We start from the raw sequence: 14352 nt of genomic DNA, 5'->3' as shown, positions 1-14352 counted from the left end.
CGGGGCCGAGTGGTCATGCGGTCCCGGCCGGGCGCGGATCCCTCCTGAAGGGCACGGGGTCAGAGGCGGCGGGTGGCCAGGGCCAGCCGGCTCTGGGCGTCCAACAGGGCGTCCTTCACGGTCTGTTCGTGGCCCGGGGTCAGACGGGCCACCGGGACCGAGCAGCTGATCGCGTCGCGGGCCGGGGTGCGGTAGGGGATCGCGACGCCGAAACAGCGCAGGCCCAGCGTGTTCTCCTCGCGGTCCACCGCGTATCCCTGCTCCCGCACCAGGCGCAGCTCCTCGATCAGCTTCTCTCGGTCGGTGATGGTGTGCTCCGTGAGCTGCTGCAACGTCTCCGGCAGCAGCTTGCGCACCTGTTCGTCGCTGTGGGTGGCGAGGAGCGCCTTGCCGAGCGCGGTCGAGTGGGCGGGCAGCCGGCGGCCGACGCGGGTGAAGGGCCGCAGGTAGTGCTGGGACTGACGGGTGGCGAGGTAGACCACGTTCGTCCCGTCGAGCCGGGCGAGGTGAATGGTCTCGGTGGTGTCGTCCGAGAGCCGGTCGAGCGTGGGGCGGGCCGCCGCGACCACCTCGTCGCCGTCGATGTAGGAGGTGCCGACCAGCAGGGCCCGCACCCCGATCCCGTACCGGGTGCCGGTCGCGTCGGTCTCCACCCAGCCGAGCTCCACCAGAGTGCGAAGCAACATGTACAGACTGGACTTGGGGTAGCCGACCGCCTCCTGCACGGCGGCGAGGGAGTGCATGCCGGGCCGTCCCGCGAAATACTCGAGCAACTCCACCGTCCGCACAGCGGACTTGACCTGTGCCCCACCCGAATCGCCAGCCGACATCCCAGCACCCCGCTTCTTCTCGCCGAGGCTTCTTGCCAAGGCGGAACGCCCGTTAATAGAGTCCCAGCATATTGGCGCCATTCAGCATCGGGAACTGTGTTCAGAATACCGAACGCACCCCGATGGGTGGCGGTAGCGGACCGGGCAGTGGAAGGACGACGCGGTGAGCACAGCAGCACCAGTCTGGAGTGTCGACCCCCGTACGGGGAAGCCGCGTGAAGAGGTCGCGGCCGAGGCGACGGCCGAGGAGGTCGACCACGCGGTCAGGGCCGCTGCGGCCACGCGCGCGGCGCTGGCCGATCTGAGCGTACGCGCGGTGTTCCTGCGCACCGCGGCGGACCTCCTGGACGCCTCGGCGGAGCACGTGGTGGAGGCGGCCGACGCCGAGACGGCGCTCGGTCCCACCCGTCTCACCGGCGAACTGGCGCGCACCACCGCCCAGTTGAGGGCGTTCGCCGAGGTCGTCGAGGAGGGCTCCTTCCTCGACATACGGATCGACCACGCCGACCCGTCCCGGACCCCGCCGTGGCCGGACCTCAGGCGGATCAAGGTCCCGCTCGGGGTCGTCGCCGTCTACTCGGCCTCCAACTTCCCGCTCGCCTTCTCCGTGCCGGGCGGTGACACGGCGAGCGCGCTCGCGGCCGGCTGCCCCGTCGTCGTCAAGGCGCACCCCGACCACCCGGCCACCTCCGAACTCTGCGTCTCGCTGCTGCGGCGCGCGGCCGCGCGGGTGGGGCTGCCGCAGGACGTCGTCTCCCTGGTGCACGGCTTCACCGCGGGCGTCGAGCTCGTACGCCATCCGCTGGTCGCGGCCGCCGGGTTCACCGGCTCGGTGCGCGGCGGGCGGGCCCTGTTCGACGCGGCGGCCGCGCGCCCCGTGCCGATCCCCTTCCACGGTGAACTCGGCTCCCTCAACCCGGTCGTGGTGACGGCGGCCGCCGCCGAGGAGCGGGGCGAGGCGATCGGGACCGGGCTCGGCTCCTCGATGACCCTGAGGGTCGGCCAGTTCTGCACCAAGCCCGGGTTCGTGCTCGCGCCCCGGGGCGCGGCGGGCGACGCGCTGATCAAGGCGCTCACCGCCGCCGTCAGCGACACCGACGCCGGGGTCATGCTCGACCACCGCATGCGCGACGCCTTCGTCGCGGGGGTCGCAGAGCGGGCCGCCCTGCCGGGCGTCGAGGCGCCCCTCACGCCCGGCGCGGGTGGTGAACACACGGTGAGTGGCGGCTTCTTGACCGTCGAGGCCGCGCGGCTCACCGAGGAGGGCGAGCACGATCTGCTCCTGGAGGAGTGCTTCGGTCCGGTCACGGTGGTGGCCCGGTACGCGGACGAGTCGGAGATCTCGGCGGTGCTCTCGCGGCTGCCGGGCAACCTCACGGCGACCCTGCAACTCTCCTCGGCCGAGGCGGCCGGCGTGGGGGCCGGGCCCCAACTCCTGGCGGAATTGACCCAGTTGGCGGGCCGTGTCCTGGTCGACGGCTGGCCCACCGGGGTCGCGGTCGCGCCCGCGCAGCACCACGGGGGGCCGTATCCGGCCGCGACCTCCACCTCCACCTCGGTGGGTGCCACCGCTGTGGAGCGGTGGCAGCGGCCGGTCGCCTACCAGAGCACGCCCCAGGCCCTGCTGCCGGCGGCCCTGCGCGACGACAACCCGCTGTCCCTGCCCCGCCGCGTCACCGGCCCCGCGGCCTGAGCCGGGCGGCTCGTGCGGGGTGCGGGCGAGCCGGGCGTGGGGCCCGGGTTGCCGGGCGCGGGCCGTACGTGGCTGGTCGCGCGGGTCCCCGCGCCCCTTGGCGGGGCTGGGGGGCGGAGCCCCGGGAAGCGACGGCGGTGGCCCCGGTCACCGCCGTCCGCGCAGCCACCGCGTACTGAACGCCGCCCCGGCCACCAGCCCCGCCGCCACCACCAGGCCCATCCGCATCCCCGGCACGAAGCCCGCGTCACCGTCCACCAGGGACCCGAACACCGCGATGCTGAGCGCCCCCGCCACCTGCCGGCCGGCGTTGAGCACCCCCGCCGCGAGCCCCGCCCGCTCCTGCGGCAACGCCTCCATCATCGCGGCGGTCAGCGCGGGCACCGAGAGGCCGCAGCCCAGCGCGAGGGGGACCAGCAAGAACGCGACCAACGGCGCCGGCGCCTGCTCGTCGGCGATCAGGAGCAGCAACAGGCCCACCAGGGCGAGGAGTTGACCGGCCAGCATCGGTACGCGCGGCCCGAACCGCATGGACAGCCTGCCGGAAAGCATGTTCATGACCGGGATCAGCGCGGTCATCGGCAGGAACATGAGACCCGCCGTCAGCGCGGACTCCCCCCGCACCCGCTGGAAGTAGAGGCTGAAGACGAAGATCACGCCGTAGAAGGCCGCACTGGCCGCCGCGCCCGCGCCCATGGCGACGGTCACGGTCCGGTCGCGGAAGAGACCGAGCGGCACCACCGGATGCGCGACGCGCCGCTCGATCAGCCAGAACGCGGCCCCAGCCACCACCGCGAGCGCCCCCGCCCCGATCCGTACCGCACCCTGCTCGATCACCGCGAAGGCGAGCGCGGCCAGCGCGACGGCGGCCGTCAGCTGCCCCGGCAGGTCGAGCGGGGCGGGACGGCGCCCGGCGCGCGGGGCGCGGGCGGTCAGGGCGAGGGCCGCGAGACCGAGCGGCAGATTGACGAAGAAGATCCCGCGCCAGTCCCACAGCGTGGTCAGCGCGCCGCCCGCGACCGGGCCGAGCGCCACCGCGACGGAGCCGCCCGCCGCCCAGAGCGCCACCGCACGGGCCCTGCGCGCCGGGTCCGGGTGGGCCTGGCGCACCAGGGCGAGCGAGGCGGGCAGCACCACCGCGGCCGCCACGCCTTGCACCACCCGGGCGCCGATCAGCACGCCGAGCCCCGGAGCCACCCCGCAGGCGGCCGAGGCGAGTATGAAGACGACGGTGCCGAGCGCGTACGCCCGGGCCGAACCGACCCGGTCGGCGAACGCCCCGGTCGAGAGCATCAGCGCGGCGAAGGCCAGAGTGTAGGCGTCCACCACCCATTGCAGTCCGGACATGCCGCCGCCGAGGTCGCCGCCGATCGCGGGCAGGGCGACGTTCACCACGGAGGCGTCCAGGGTGATCAGGGCGAAACCGAGCAGAGCGGCGACGAGCGTGAGGGCGGGGGAGGGCCCGCGCGGCGGCCCGCCCGCCAACTCGTGGTCGACGCGGGCGGCTTGGAGCGTGTCGTTCGTTGGCATGCCCCCCAGCTTGGCCAGGCCCGTCCGCGTACAGTAGTGGCCCGATTGCCATACATCCGGAGGTTCTGGCCATGCCACCGCACCGGGTCGCCGTCGTCGCGCCCTCGCCCGTCTCGATGTTCAACCTCGCCATTCCCGAGCTGCTGTTCGCCAAGGTGGAGATCGGTGGCGCACCCGGCTACGAGGTGGTCGTGTGCACGCCCGACCCGGGCCCGATCGCCACCACCGGCGGCCTCGACCTGTACGTGAACCGAGGTCTGGACGCGGTCGAGGGCGCCGACACGGTGCTGGTCGCCGGGACGGGACAACGCTACGAGCCGGACCCGCGCACGGTGGCCGCCGTCGTGACCGCGGCGGCCCGTGGTGTGCGCGTCGCGTCCATTTGCAGCGGCGCCTTCGTCCTTGCCGAGGCGGGACTCCTCGACGGGCGCAGCGCCACCACGTACTGGGAGCTGGCCGAGGAGCTGCGCAGGCGCTATCCGGCGCTCGACCTCAAGGGCGACGTCCTGTACGTGCAGGACGGCAACGTCATGACCTCCTCCGGGTACGCCGCGGGGATCGACCTGTGCCTGCACATGATCCGCACCGACTACGGCGCGGCCGTCGCCAACACGGTGGCCCGCCGGGCGCTGGTGGCCCCGGTGCGTCCCGGCGGACAGACCCAGTTCACCCACACCCCGCTGCCCGCCGAACGGGGGGTGGCCTGCGCGGACACCCGGGGCTGGGTCATGCGCAACCTCGACAAGCCGCTGACCTTGACCGACCTGGCCCGGCACGCCGGGGTCAGCGTGCGCACCCTGACCCGCCGCTTCCACGCCGAGAGCGGCATGAGCCCGCTCCAGTGGCTCCTGCACCAGCGAGTCGAGCGGGCCAAGGAACTCCTGGAGACCACCACGCTCACGATGGACCAGATCGCCCAGTCCAGCGGCCTGGGCAGCGCGGACTCCCTGCGGGCCCACATGACCCGCCGCACCGGCCTGCCCCCCACCGCCTACCGTTCCACCTTCACCCGCCTCACACCCACACCGGCCTGACCGCCGGGCTGGGGGAATGGGACGGGTGCCCGGCGCGTTGGGGGGACCGTACGGTGTTCAACCATCTGAGAGAAGTGACATGCGCGTCGAGATCTGGAGCGACATCGCCTGCCCGTGGTGCTACATCGGCAAGGCCCGTTTCGAGCAGGGGCTTGCGGCGTTCGCCCACCGGAGCGACGTCGAGGTCGTCCACCGCTCCTTCGAGCTCGACCCCGGCCGGTCCAAGGGGGATGTCGGGCCGGTGATCCCGATGCTGGCCGAGAAGTACGGCCGGACCATCGAGGAGGCCCGCGCGATGGAGGCGAACGTCGCCGCCAACGCGCATGCCGAGGGACTTGGCTATCTGGCCGACGGCCGGGACCACGGCAACACCTTCGACATCCACCGGCTGCTGCACCTGGCCAAGGCGCGCGGGCGCCAGAGCGAGCTGCTCGACCTCGCCTACCGGACCAACTTCGCCGAGGAGCGCTCCGTCTTCGACGCCGAGGTCCTGGTCGACATCGCGGTGCGGGCGGGTCTGGAGGAGGGCGAGGTCAGGGCGGTCCTCGCGGACGAGAACGCGTACGCCGGCGAGGTGCGCGAGGACGAGCGCGAGGCGGCCGCGCTCGGCGCCGACGCCGTCCCCTTCTTCGTGCTCGACCGCGCGTACGGGATCTCCGGCGGCCAGCCCGCCGAGGTCTTCACCCGGGCCCTCGATCAGGCCTGGCAGGCGCGCACCCCGGCCCTGAAGACGCTCGGCGGTGACGACGGGGAGGCCTGTGGGCCGGACGGGTGCGAGGTGCCGCGCTGAGGCGGCCGCCCGGCGCATAAGGGTTGCTTGGGGATACCCGTCAAATTTGTCCAATTGACGTGGGGTTGCCGGGGATTCAGGCTGGAACCCATGGAACTGGACTCCCTCGCGCCCGACGCGTTCGCCCCGCTGACCACCTACCTCAACACCGCGAGCACCGGACTGCTGCCCGCCCGGGCCGTGGCCGCCATGGGGGAGGCCGTGGCGGCGTCGGCCGCCGGGCGCCCGACCGACATGTTCGGCGACGTGGAGGCCGCGCGCGCCGCCTACGCCCGGCTGGTCAAGGTGCCCGTGCGGCGCGTCGCGGCCGGCGCGTCGGTCGCCGTCTACGTCGGCCTCGTCGCCGCCTCCCTGCCCGAGGGGTCCGAAGTCCTGGTGGCGCGGGGCGACTTCAGCTCGGTGGTGAACCCGTTCCATGTGCGCGGCGACCTCAAGGTGCGCACCGCCGCGCTGGACGACCTCGCAGCGGAGGTGCGGCCGGGCACCGCGCTGGTGGCGGTCAGCGCCGTCCAGTCCGCCGACGGCCGCGTCGCCGACCTCGCGGCGATCCGTGCCGCCGCCCTCGCGCACGGCGCGCGGACCCTCGTCGACGTGTCGCAGGGCGCGGGCTGGTACCCGGTGGACGCCGGCGCGTACGACTACACGGTCACCGTCGGCTTCAAGTGGCTGGCCGGCCCGCGCGGGGTCGCCTTCCTCACCGTCCCCGACGACCTCGGCGGGCTGACCCCGGTGTTCGCCGGCTGGGTGGCCGGCGAACACCCCTGGGACAGCTGCTACGGCCCGGTGCGCGAACTGGCCCGCTCCGCGCGGCGGTTCGACGAGAGCCCCGCGCTGTTCTCCTACACCGGGGCCCGCCACTCCCTGGCCCTCCTGGAGGAACTCGGCGTCGAACGCGTCCACGCGCACAACACCGCGCTCGCCGACCGCTTCCGCGCCGGGCTCGCCCCACTCGGCCACGAGCCGATCGCCGCGCCCGGCTCGGCGATCGTCGCGGTGCCCGAACTGGGCCACCTCCAGGCCGAGTTGAGCGGCCGCGACGTCGAACTCTCCAACCGCGCGGGCAACCTGCGCGCGGCCTTCCACTTCTACAACTCGGCGAAGGATGTGGACCGCCTCCTGGACCTCCTGCCCACCCGCTGACCCACCCCGAAGCACCCGGCTCACCCGGTCTCCCGCCCCGGCCCGCCCGGCACGGAAAATCGCTGGTCACGGCCCCGTCTGGCCGTCAGGATCGGGCCGTGACCATGGATCCCGAGCACACTGAGCCCACGCGCCAAGCCGTCCGTGACAACGCCGCGTGGTGCGCCGCGCTCTGCCGCGCGCACGGCATCACGGGGCAAACCGGGCCACGGGCCTGGACCAGCCCACGCCGTACGCCGCTCTACTATCCCGACGCGGTGACGCTCACCCCCGACGCCTCGCCCCGGGACATCGTGGGGCGCATCGACCTCACGACGCCCGGCGCCACCGTCAAGGACAGCTTCGCGGCGCTCGACCTGAGGGGCGAGGGGTTCGACGTCCTCTTCGAGGCCCGGTGGATCCACCGGGCGGCGCCCGATGCCGCTGGTGAGGGCTGGCAACTCGTCGCGGAAGAAGACGAGTTGGCGCAATGGGAGCGAGCCTGGTCGGCGGGGCGGAGCGCGGGTCTCTTCCCGCCGGGACTGCTCGGCGTGCCCTGCCACGCCTTCCTGATGGACCGCGACGAGCACGGGCGGGTGACGGCGGGAGCCGTGGCCAACGCCGGCACGGACGTCGTGGGCATCTCCAACCTCTACGCCGTCGACGGCGACCAGGACGCGGCCTGGGCCGGCTGCCTGGCCACGGTCGCCCGCCGCTGGCCCGGCCGCGCGGTCGTCGGCTACGAGAGCGGCGAGGACCTGGCCTCGGCGAGGCGCGTGGGCTTCGCGGCGACGGGGAGGCTCAGGGTGTGGCTGTGCCGGGGGTGAGGGGTTCGGCGTACCAGCGCCAGGTGGTGGGGCGGGGGCGTTCGGGCAGGTCCGCGCGGCCCGTCGCCCACAGCAGCACCCGCCAGCGGTCCGGGTCGGCGGGCACGTCGCGGAAGAGGCGGGCCAGCGCCCGGTCGCACAGGCCGGCGGGTGGCGTCCAGGCGAGGCCGAGTCCCCGCGCCACGTCATGCGTGTGCAGCAGCGTCTCCACGATGCCCATCGCGCCGAAGCCCTCGGGGTCCGAGACGCCGAAGCAGTGGTGGGCGCGTACGTCGGGCGATGTGGTGCGCACCATGGCGGTGAGCAGCGCGCCGCACGCCTCCAGGGTCTGAAGGAGCCCGGCCGGGCCCGCCGCGCGGTCCGCGTGCACGGAGTTGCGGGGGCCGCCGGGGCGCCTGGCCTCCCACAGGAACGGCACGTCGCCGTCCAGTGGGGGCTGGGCGGGGCCCAGTTGCGCGGCGTAGGCGAAGAGGTCGTCCGACAGGTGCTCGACGGTCTCCCAGCAGTCCCACTCCAGCGTGCCCGCCTTCGCGCTCCAGTCCGCCTGGAGCCCGGCGCGCAGCGCGGTGACCGAAAGACGTACCGCGTGCTCGACGTCGGCGGCGGTCACGGGCGTTCGGGAAGGTTCATCGACCATGGACATGGGGCGACCGTACCAACGATCTTCGCCGAGGGCAGCGGAACGGCCCCCAGGCCCGGGGTCCGGGGACAGCCCCGGACCCCCGGCCTTGAGGTCGTTCACTTCACCGGTGTGAAGTCCCGCGCTCCGATGAACTCCGGGCGCCGGATCGGCGCCGCGAACGGCTCCACCGCCGCGTTCTCCACGCTGTTGAAGACGATGAAGACGTTGCTGCGCGGATACGGGGTGATGTTGTCCCCCGAGCCGTGCATCGCGTTGCAGTCGAACCAGGTCGCCGAGCCCGCCCGGCCGGTGAACAGCTTGATGCCGTGGCGGTCGGCCATCTTGGTGAGCGCTTCGTCGGACGGCGTCCCCGCGTCCTGCATCTGAAGGGACTTCTTGTAGTTGTCCTTCGGTGTGGCGCCCGCGCAGCCGAGGAAGTCCCGGTGCGAGCCGGGCATGATCATCAGGCCGCCGTTGGTGTCGTGGTTCTCGGTCAGCGCGATCGAGACCGAGACCGTGCGCATGTTCGGCAGACCGTCCTCGGCGTGCCAGGTCTCGAAGTCGGAGTGCCAGTAGAAGCCCGACGCGCCGAAGCCCGGCTTGACGTTGATCCGCGACTGGTGGACGTACACGTCCGAGCCGAGGATGCGACGGGCCGTGCCCACCACGCGCTCGTCGGCGACCAGGCGGGCGAACAGCTCACTGAGCCGGTGCACCTCGAAGACCGAACGCACGGACTGCGACTGCGGTTCGATGATCGATCGCTCATCGGCGCGTATGGCCGGATCGGCGATCAATCGATCGAGTTCGGCGCGGTAGACCGCCACCTCGTCGTCGGTGAGCAGATCCTGGATCGACAGGAAGCCGTCCCGCTCGAAGGATTCGAGCCCGGCGGACGGTCCCCAGACGACCGGGTCCTGGCGGGGTGTGACCACCTCGGCGGCGCCACGCGTGGGGTAGAGATCCTGGGCGGTCATGGTCAGCCCTCCTCGGGTTCGGTCAGCAGCGGGTAGACGCCGTTCTCGTCGTGGTCCTCCCGTCCGGTGACGGGCGGGTTGAAGACGCAGACGCAGCGGAAGTCGGTCTTGGGGCGCAGGGTGTGGCGCTCGTGGCCGTCCAGGAGATACATCGTGCCCGGCGCGATCCAGTGGGTCTCGCCGGTCTCCTCGTTGGTGAGCTCGGCCTCGCCCTCGGTGCACAGGACCGCCTCGATGTGGTTGGCGTACCACATGGAGGTCTCGGTTCCGGCGTAGAGCACGGTCTCGTGCAGGGAGAAGCCGACCTTCTCCTTGGCGAGGACGATCCGCTTGCTCTCCCAGGTCCCTGAGGCGGCCTTGACGTGGCGGTCGGTGTTCTCGATGTCCTTGAACGAGCGGACAATCACAGTGAGTTGCTGCCTTTCTCTGTACGTCTTCGTGCGGCTTCGTACGTATCTGTACGGCTGTGTGCGACTCTGTACGGCTGTGCGTGCGGCCCGGGCGCGCCGGGCCTGGCCGGGTCAGATGGTCGCGGCGACCGCGCGGGCCAGCGTGCGCAGGCCCTCGTCCAGTTCGTCGGGCGTGATGGTCAGCGGCGGAAGCAGCTTGACCACCTCGCTCTGGGGGCCGGAGGTCTCCAGGAGAAGCCCCAGCTCGAAGGCGCGGGCGCAGACCTCGGAGGCACGGGCCGGGTCGGCGAACTCCAGGCCCCAGACCAGACCGCGGCCCCGGTAGGTCACGCCGAGGCGGCTGTGCTCGGTGCACAGCGCGAGCAGCGCCTGCTCGACCTGCTCGCCGCGCGCCAGGGTGTGCTTCTCCATCTGGCCGTCGGCCCAGTACGCCTCAAGGGCGGCGGTCGCGGTGACGAACGCCGGGTTGTTGCCGCGGAAGGTGCCGTTGTGCTCGCCGGGCTCCCACACGTCCAGCTCGCCCTTGAACAGGCAGAGCGAGAGCGGGAGTCCGTAGCCGCTGATCGACTTGGAGACGGTGACGATGTCCGGCACGATGCCCGCCTCCTCGAAGGAGAAGAAGGCGCCGGTGCGGCCGCAGCCCATCTGGATGTCGTCGACGATGAGCAGCATGTCGCGGCGTCGGCACAGATCGGCCAGGGCGCGCAGCCACTCGGGCCGGGCCACGTTGATGCCGCCCTCGCCCTGCACGGTCTCCACGATCACGGCGGCCGGCTTGTTGAGGCCCGAGCCCTGGTCCTCCAGCAGGCGCTCGAACCACAGGAAGTCCGGGACGCGGCCGTCGAGGTAGTTGTCGAACGGCATCGGGGTGCCGTGCACCAGCGGGATGCCGGCGCCGGCCCGCTTGAAGGCGTTGCCGGTGACCGCGAGCGAGCCGAGCGACATGCCGTGGAAGGCGTTGGTGAAGGACACGATCGACTCGCGTCCCTTGACCTTGCGGGCCAGCTTCAGGGCCGCCTCGACGGCGTTGGTGCCGGTCGGGCCGGGGAACATCACCTTGTAGGGCAGGTCGCGCGGCCGCAGGATGACATTCTGGAAGGTCTCCAGGAACGCCCGTTTCGCGGTCGTCGCCATGTCGAGGCCGTGCGTGATGCCGTCGCGTTCGATGTAGTCGAGCAACGCGCGTTTCATCACGGGGTTGTTGTGCCCGTAGTTGAGTGAGCCGGCGCCGGCGAAGAAGTCCAGGTAGCTGTGGCCGTCCTCGTCGGTGAGGCGGGCGCCCTGCGCGCGGTCGAACACGGCGGGCCAGCCGCGGCAGTAGCTGCGTACCTCCGATTCGAGCGACTCGAAGACACTGAGGGCGGGCGGGGTGATGGTCACAGCGTTTCTCCCTGGGGGTGGAGGGGGCCGATGCGGTAGAGGATTTCGGGCTGGTGCCCGTCGTCCGGGAACAGCCCGGCGTCGAAGAGGACTTCACGGCTCAGCAGGGCGCCGCGGCGTGTGGCGTACGAAGTGAACAGCCGGTCGGAGGGGGTGTTGTCCGGCGACACCGTGGTCTCCACGCGGGTGATCCCGTGCGAGCCGGTGACCTTCGCGGTGAGCGCTTCGAGCAGCAGCCCGGCGAGCCCCTGGCCCCGGTGGGCGTGGTCGACGGCGACCTGCCAGACCACCAGGGTGTCCGGCCGCTCGGGCCGTACGTAGCCGGTGATGAACGCGATCGGCTCACCGGCCTCGCCACGGGCGACCACGGAGGTCCGGGCGAAGTCGCGGCACCAGAGCAGATAGCTGTACGAGGAGTTGAGGTCAAGCACCTCGGAGTCACGGGCAATACGCCAGATCGCGGCTCCGTCCTCCACTCGTGGGCTTTCGATTCGGACTGCTGTTTGCGCGGCGGTCATGCCGAGGGAATTTACCGACCGGAAATTGAAATCGCATTCCCGTGAGGGGGTGTGCATCGGCGGCATCCGTGTTATCACGCGAGCATGCGCGCGAGCCGGTTTGTCCGGGTATTACCGGACAAAAGGGTGCGGCTGTGGAGTCGATCACACCCGCCGAGCGCGCCGGAAACCTTGTTGAAACCCGTGTGTTTGAGGCGGAGAGCCCGGGGCATAAGAAAACGGGAAGCTGCGGTGAATAAGCAGCTTCCCGTTCCGTGGAACGTATTGTGGAATTCAGTTGTGCTTTATGCGTCTGAGCTTTGTGTGCCGGAGGGCCGCAGCGCAAGTGTTACCAGGCAAGTGTCACCAGGTTTCGAGGACGGCCTCGCGGGCGGCTTCCTGATCGACCGTGATCCCGTACGCGCCGAGCGCCGTGCCGAGCGCGGCGAGCGAGGAGCGCACCACCTCGCGGGTGGCGTCCACGCCGTAGTGGTTGACCCGGATCATCGTCGAGGCCAGCGCCCCTCCGCCGGCGATCAGAGGCAGCGACGGGTCGGTGTCGAGTGCCCTCGTGACCAGCTCGGACGCGTCGACCCCCGCGGGCGCCCGCAGGGTGGTCGCCACCGGAGCCGCGTCCAGGGCCTCGTGGACGTACGGAGTGAGGCCCCCGCCCAGCGCCAGGGCGCCGGCCCGGGTCGCGGCGGCCGCCGAGGCGTGCCGGGCCATCACCGTTGCCAGGCCCTCGGACTCGACGCGGTCGAGGCACGCGTCGAGCGCCAGCATCTCCAGCTGCGCCGGAGCGTGCGGCAGCGCCTTGCGGCCGGCGTCGATCCAGCGCTGCTTCCAGTCGAGGAGCGAGAGATAGGAGCGGCGCGGCGCGCTGGGGTTGGCGGCCAGACGCTCCCAGGCGCGGGGGCTGACCGAGACGGCCGAGACGCCGGCCGGGCCGCCCATCGCCTTCTGCGCGCCGATCACGCACAGGTCCACGCCCCAGGCGTCCACGAGCAGCGGCTCGGCGGCCACCGACGCCACCGCGTCCAGCATGAACAGGGCGCTGTGCCGCCGCACGACCTCACCGATCTCGGCGACCGGGTTCGTATTGCCGGTCGCTGCCTCCGCGTGCACGAGCGAAACGAAATCGATCTCCGGATGATCGATGAGCGCTCGATCGATCTCCGCCGCGGTCACCGCCGTGTGGAAGGGCACCTCCAGGTCGACGACCTCGGCCCCGCAGTCGCGCAGCCAGTCGCCGAAGGTCTGGCCGTAGGGACCCGTCACCACGTTGAGCGCGGTGGAGCCCGGGCGGGCGGCGCCCCGGATGCAGCCCTCGAGGGGGAGCAGCGCCTCGCCCTGCGTGATCACCACATCGTGCTCGGTGGCGAGCAGCGCGGCCACCCGGCGTTCGATCGCCGCGAAGCGTCCTGCGGTCAGCGGGGCGAGGTCCAGGAGGGGGTGTGTCACGGCGGTGCCTTCTTCGGTCAGCTCGGGTGTTCGATCCTCTGGGGGGAGACTACCCAGCGCCTCGTACAGTGCTGGGCATGAGTGATCGCACGGTGGTGCATGTGAAGGGGCGCGTCCTGGTGGGGCCCGAGGACGTACGGGAGGAACTGTGGGCGGTCGACGGGCGGATCACCTATGAGCGGCCACCGGGCGAGGCCGTCACCGTGACCGGCTGGGCGCTGCCCGGCCTGGTCGACGCGCACTGTCACGTCGGCCTCGACCAGCACGGCCCGGTCCCCGACGAGGTGAGCGAGCAGCAGGCCCTGACCGACCGCGCCGCCGGGACCCTGCTCATCCGCGACGCGGGCTCGCCCTCCGACACCCGCTGGATCGACGACCGCGAGGACCTGCCGAAGATCATCCGCGCCGGCCGGCACATCGCCCGCACCCGCCGCTACATCCGCAATTACGCGCACGAGATCGAGCCGGGCGACCTCGTGGCGTACGTGGCGCGCGAGGCGCGGCGCGGGGACGGCTGGGTCAAGCTGGTCGGGGACTGGATCGACCGGGCCGTCGGCGACCTCGCCGCCTGCTGGCCGCGCGGCGAGGTGGAGGCCGCGATCAAGGAGGCCCACCGGCTCGGCGCCCGCGTCACCGCGCACTGCTTCGCAGAGGACTCGCTGCGGGACCTGGTCGAGGCGGGAATCGACTGCGTCGAGCACGCCACGGGTCTGACCGAGGACACCATCCCGCTCTTCGCCGAGCGGGGCGTGGCGATCGTGCCGACGCTGGTCAACATCGCCACGTTCCCGCACATGGCCGACGGCGGCGAGGCCAAGTTCCCCGACTGGGCCGCCCACATGCGGCGGTTGCACGAGCGCCGCTACGACACCGTGCGCGCGGCGTACGACGCCGGGGTGCCGGTCTTCGTCGGCACGGACGCGGGCGGCTCGCTGGCCCACGGACTGGTCGCCGCCGAGGTCGCCGAGCTGGTCACGGCGGGCATCCCGGCGCTGGACGCGCTCTCCGCGACGGCCTGGGGGGCCAGGTCCTGGCTGGGGCGCCCGGGCCTTGAGGAGGGTGCGCCGGCCGACCTCGTGGTCTACGACCAGGACCCGCGCGCGGACGTCCGGGTCCTGGCGGCGCCGAGCCGGATCGTGCTCAACGGACGCGTGGTGGGCTGAGCGCCCGGCCCGGCCCGGC

Annotated in this window: 14 protein-coding genes; 6 read left to right on the top strand and 8 right to left on the bottom strand. The window is 72.3% G+C overall.

The genetic code is table 11. The features are described from left to right. Window positions 1–59: 59 nt before the first annotated feature. Complete coding sequence (locus ABR738_RS10270) at window positions 60–830, bottom strand: IclR family transcriptional regulator (RefSeq protein WP_350229662.1); 771 nt, start codon at window positions 828–830, stop codon at window positions 60–62. A gap of 163 nt (window positions 831–993) precedes the next feature. On the opposite strand from ABR738_RS10270, the gene ABR738_RS10265 reads away from it, so the two are divergent. Continuing rightward, window positions 994–2523, top strand: a complete 1530-nt coding sequence (locus tag ABR738_RS10265; RefSeq protein WP_350229661.1) for an aldehyde dehydrogenase (NADP(+)) — start codon at window positions 994–996, stop codon at window positions 2521–2523. 147 nt (window positions 2524–2670) lie between these two features. Here ABR738_RS10265 and ABR738_RS10260 read toward each other — a convergent pair whose 3' ends face one another. Next, a complete protein-coding gene (locus ABR738_RS10260; protein WP_350229660.1) occupies window positions 2671–4053 on the bottom strand; it encodes an MFS transporter in 1383 nt (460 codons plus the stop codon). Window positions 4054–4124: 71 nt separating this feature from the next. On the opposite strand from ABR738_RS10260, the gene ABR738_RS10255 reads away from it, so the two are divergent. From ABR738_RS10255 to ABR738_RS10240, 4 genes are all read left to right on the top strand, one after another. Then, window positions 4125–5087, top strand: a complete 963-nt coding sequence (locus ABR738_RS10255; RefSeq protein ID WP_350229659.1) for a GlxA family transcriptional regulator — start codon at window positions 4125–4127, stop codon at window positions 5085–5087. 79 nt (window positions 5088–5166) lie between these two features. After that, complete coding sequence (locus ABR738_RS10250) at window positions 5167–5877, top strand: DsbA family oxidoreductase (RefSeq protein WP_350229658.1); 711 nt, start codon at window positions 5167–5169, stop codon at window positions 5875–5877. Between the two features lie 90 nt (window positions 5878–5967). Further along, window positions 5968–7017, top strand: a complete 1050-nt coding sequence (locus ABR738_RS10245; RefSeq protein WP_350229657.1) for an aminotransferase class V-fold PLP-dependent enzyme — start codon at window positions 5968–5970, stop codon at window positions 7015–7017. Between the two features lie 104 nt (window positions 7018–7121). Continuing rightward, on the top strand, window positions 7122–7823 hold the full coding sequence (locus tag ABR738_RS10240; RefSeq protein WP_350234512.1) for a hypothetical protein: 702 nt from the start codon (window positions 7122–7124) through the stop codon (window positions 7821–7823). Here the strand turns inward: ABR738_RS10240 and ABR738_RS10235 are convergent. The 6 genes from ABR738_RS10235 to ABR738_RS10210 form a co-directional block, all read right to left on the bottom strand. Beyond that, window positions 7798–8466, bottom strand: coding sequence for a hypothetical protein (locus tag ABR738_RS10235; protein WP_350229656.1), 669 nt, complete (start codon window positions 8464–8466; stop codon window positions 7798–7800). The genes ABR738_RS10240 and ABR738_RS10235 overlap by 26 nt on opposite strands. 95 nt (window positions 8467–8561) lie before the next feature. After that, the gene (gene thpD / locus ABR738_RS10230; RefSeq protein ID WP_350229655.1) at window positions 8562–9422 is read right to left on the bottom strand and encodes an ectoine hydroxylase; all 861 of its coding nucleotides are present in this window, start codon (window positions 9420–9422) and stop codon (window positions 8562–8564) included. 2 nt (window positions 9423–9424) lie between these two features. After that, window positions 9425–9829, bottom strand: coding sequence for an ectoine synthase (locus ABR738_RS10225; protein WP_350229654.1), 405 nt, complete (start codon window positions 9827–9829; stop codon window positions 9425–9427). A gap of 114 nt (window positions 9830–9943) precedes the next feature. Next, window positions 9944–11212 carry a diaminobutyrate--2-oxoglutarate transaminase gene (ectB, locus tag ABR738_RS10220; RefSeq protein WP_350229653.1) on the bottom strand — a complete coding sequence of 423 codons (1269 nt, stop codon included), beginning with the start codon at window positions 11210–11212 and terminating at the stop codon, window positions 9944–9946. Beyond that, window positions 11209–11730: a diaminobutyrate acetyltransferase gene (gene ectA, locus ABR738_RS10215; protein ID WP_350229652.1), complete on the bottom strand. Its 522-nt coding sequence runs from the start codon at window positions 11728–11730 to the stop codon at window positions 11209–11211. The genes ectB and ectA overlap by 4 nt, the downstream gene beginning before the upstream one ends. Window positions 11731–12072: 342 nt before the next feature. Next, entirely contained in the window at window positions 12073–13170 is a 1098-nt protein-coding gene (locus ABR738_RS10210) for a pyridoxal-phosphate-dependent aminotransferase family protein (RefSeq protein ID WP_350229651.1), read from the bottom strand. A 77-nt stretch (window positions 13171–13247) separates the two neighbouring features. On the opposite strand from ABR738_RS10210, the gene ABR738_RS10205 reads away from it, so the two are divergent. Beyond that, window positions 13248–14333: an amidohydrolase family protein gene (locus tag ABR738_RS10205; protein WP_350229650.1), complete on the top strand. Its 1086-nt coding sequence runs from the start codon at window positions 13248–13250 to the stop codon at window positions 14331–14333. The last annotated feature ends 19 nt before the right edge of the window (window positions 14334–14352 follow it).

Origin of the sequence: Streptomyces sp. Edi4, assembly GCF_040253615.1 — a bacterium.
Taxonomy (GTDB): Bacteria; Actinomycetota; Actinomycetes; order Streptomycetales; family Streptomycetaceae; genus Streptomyces.
Note: the sequence above shows the minus strand (reverse complement) of the source record. Positions and strands in the feature narration are given on the sequence as shown.

What these genes read in the sequence shown, in the direction of transcription:
- ABR738_RS10245 (WP_350229657.1), top strand. Translation starts at nt 5,968, where the DNA reads ATGGAACTGGACTCCCTCGCGCCCGACGCGTTCGCCCCGCTGACCACC.
- ABR738_RS10255 (WP_350229659.1), top strand. Translation starts at nt 4,125, where the DNA reads ATGCCACCGCACCGGGTCGCCGTCGTCGCGCCCTCGCCCGTCTCGATG.
- thpD (WP_350229655.1), bottom strand. Translation starts at nt 9,422, where the DNA reads ATGACCGCCCAGGATCTCTACCCCACGCGTGGCGCCGCCGAGGTGGTC.
- ectA (WP_350229652.1), bottom strand. Translation starts at nt 11,730, where the DNA reads ATGACCGCCGCGCAAACAGCAGTCCGAATCGAAAGCCCACGAGTGGAG.
- ABR738_RS10250 (WP_350229658.1), top strand. Translation starts at nt 5,167, where the DNA reads ATGCGCGTCGAGATCTGGAGCGACATCGCCTGCCCGTGGTGCTACATC.
- ABR738_RS10260 (WP_350229660.1), bottom strand. Translation starts at nt 4,053, where the DNA reads ATGCCAACGAACGACACGCTCCAAGCCGCCCGCGTCGACCACGAGTTG.
- ABR738_RS10240 (WP_350234512.1), top strand. Translation starts at nt 7,122, where the DNA reads ATGGATCCCGAGCACACTGAGCCCACGCGCCAAGCCGTCCGTGACAAC.
- ABR738_RS10235 (WP_350229656.1), bottom strand. Translation starts at nt 8,466, where the DNA reads ATGTCCATGGTCGATGAACCTTCCCGAACGCCCGTGACCGCCGCCGAC.
- ABR738_RS10270 (WP_350229662.1), bottom strand. Translation starts at nt 830, where the DNA reads ATGTCGGCTGGCGATTCGGGTGGGGCACAGGTCAAGTCCGCTGTGCGG.
- ABR738_RS10205 (WP_350229650.1), top strand. Translation starts at nt 13,248, where the DNA reads ATGAGTGATCGCACGGTGGTGCATGTGAAGGGGCGCGTCCTGGTGGGG.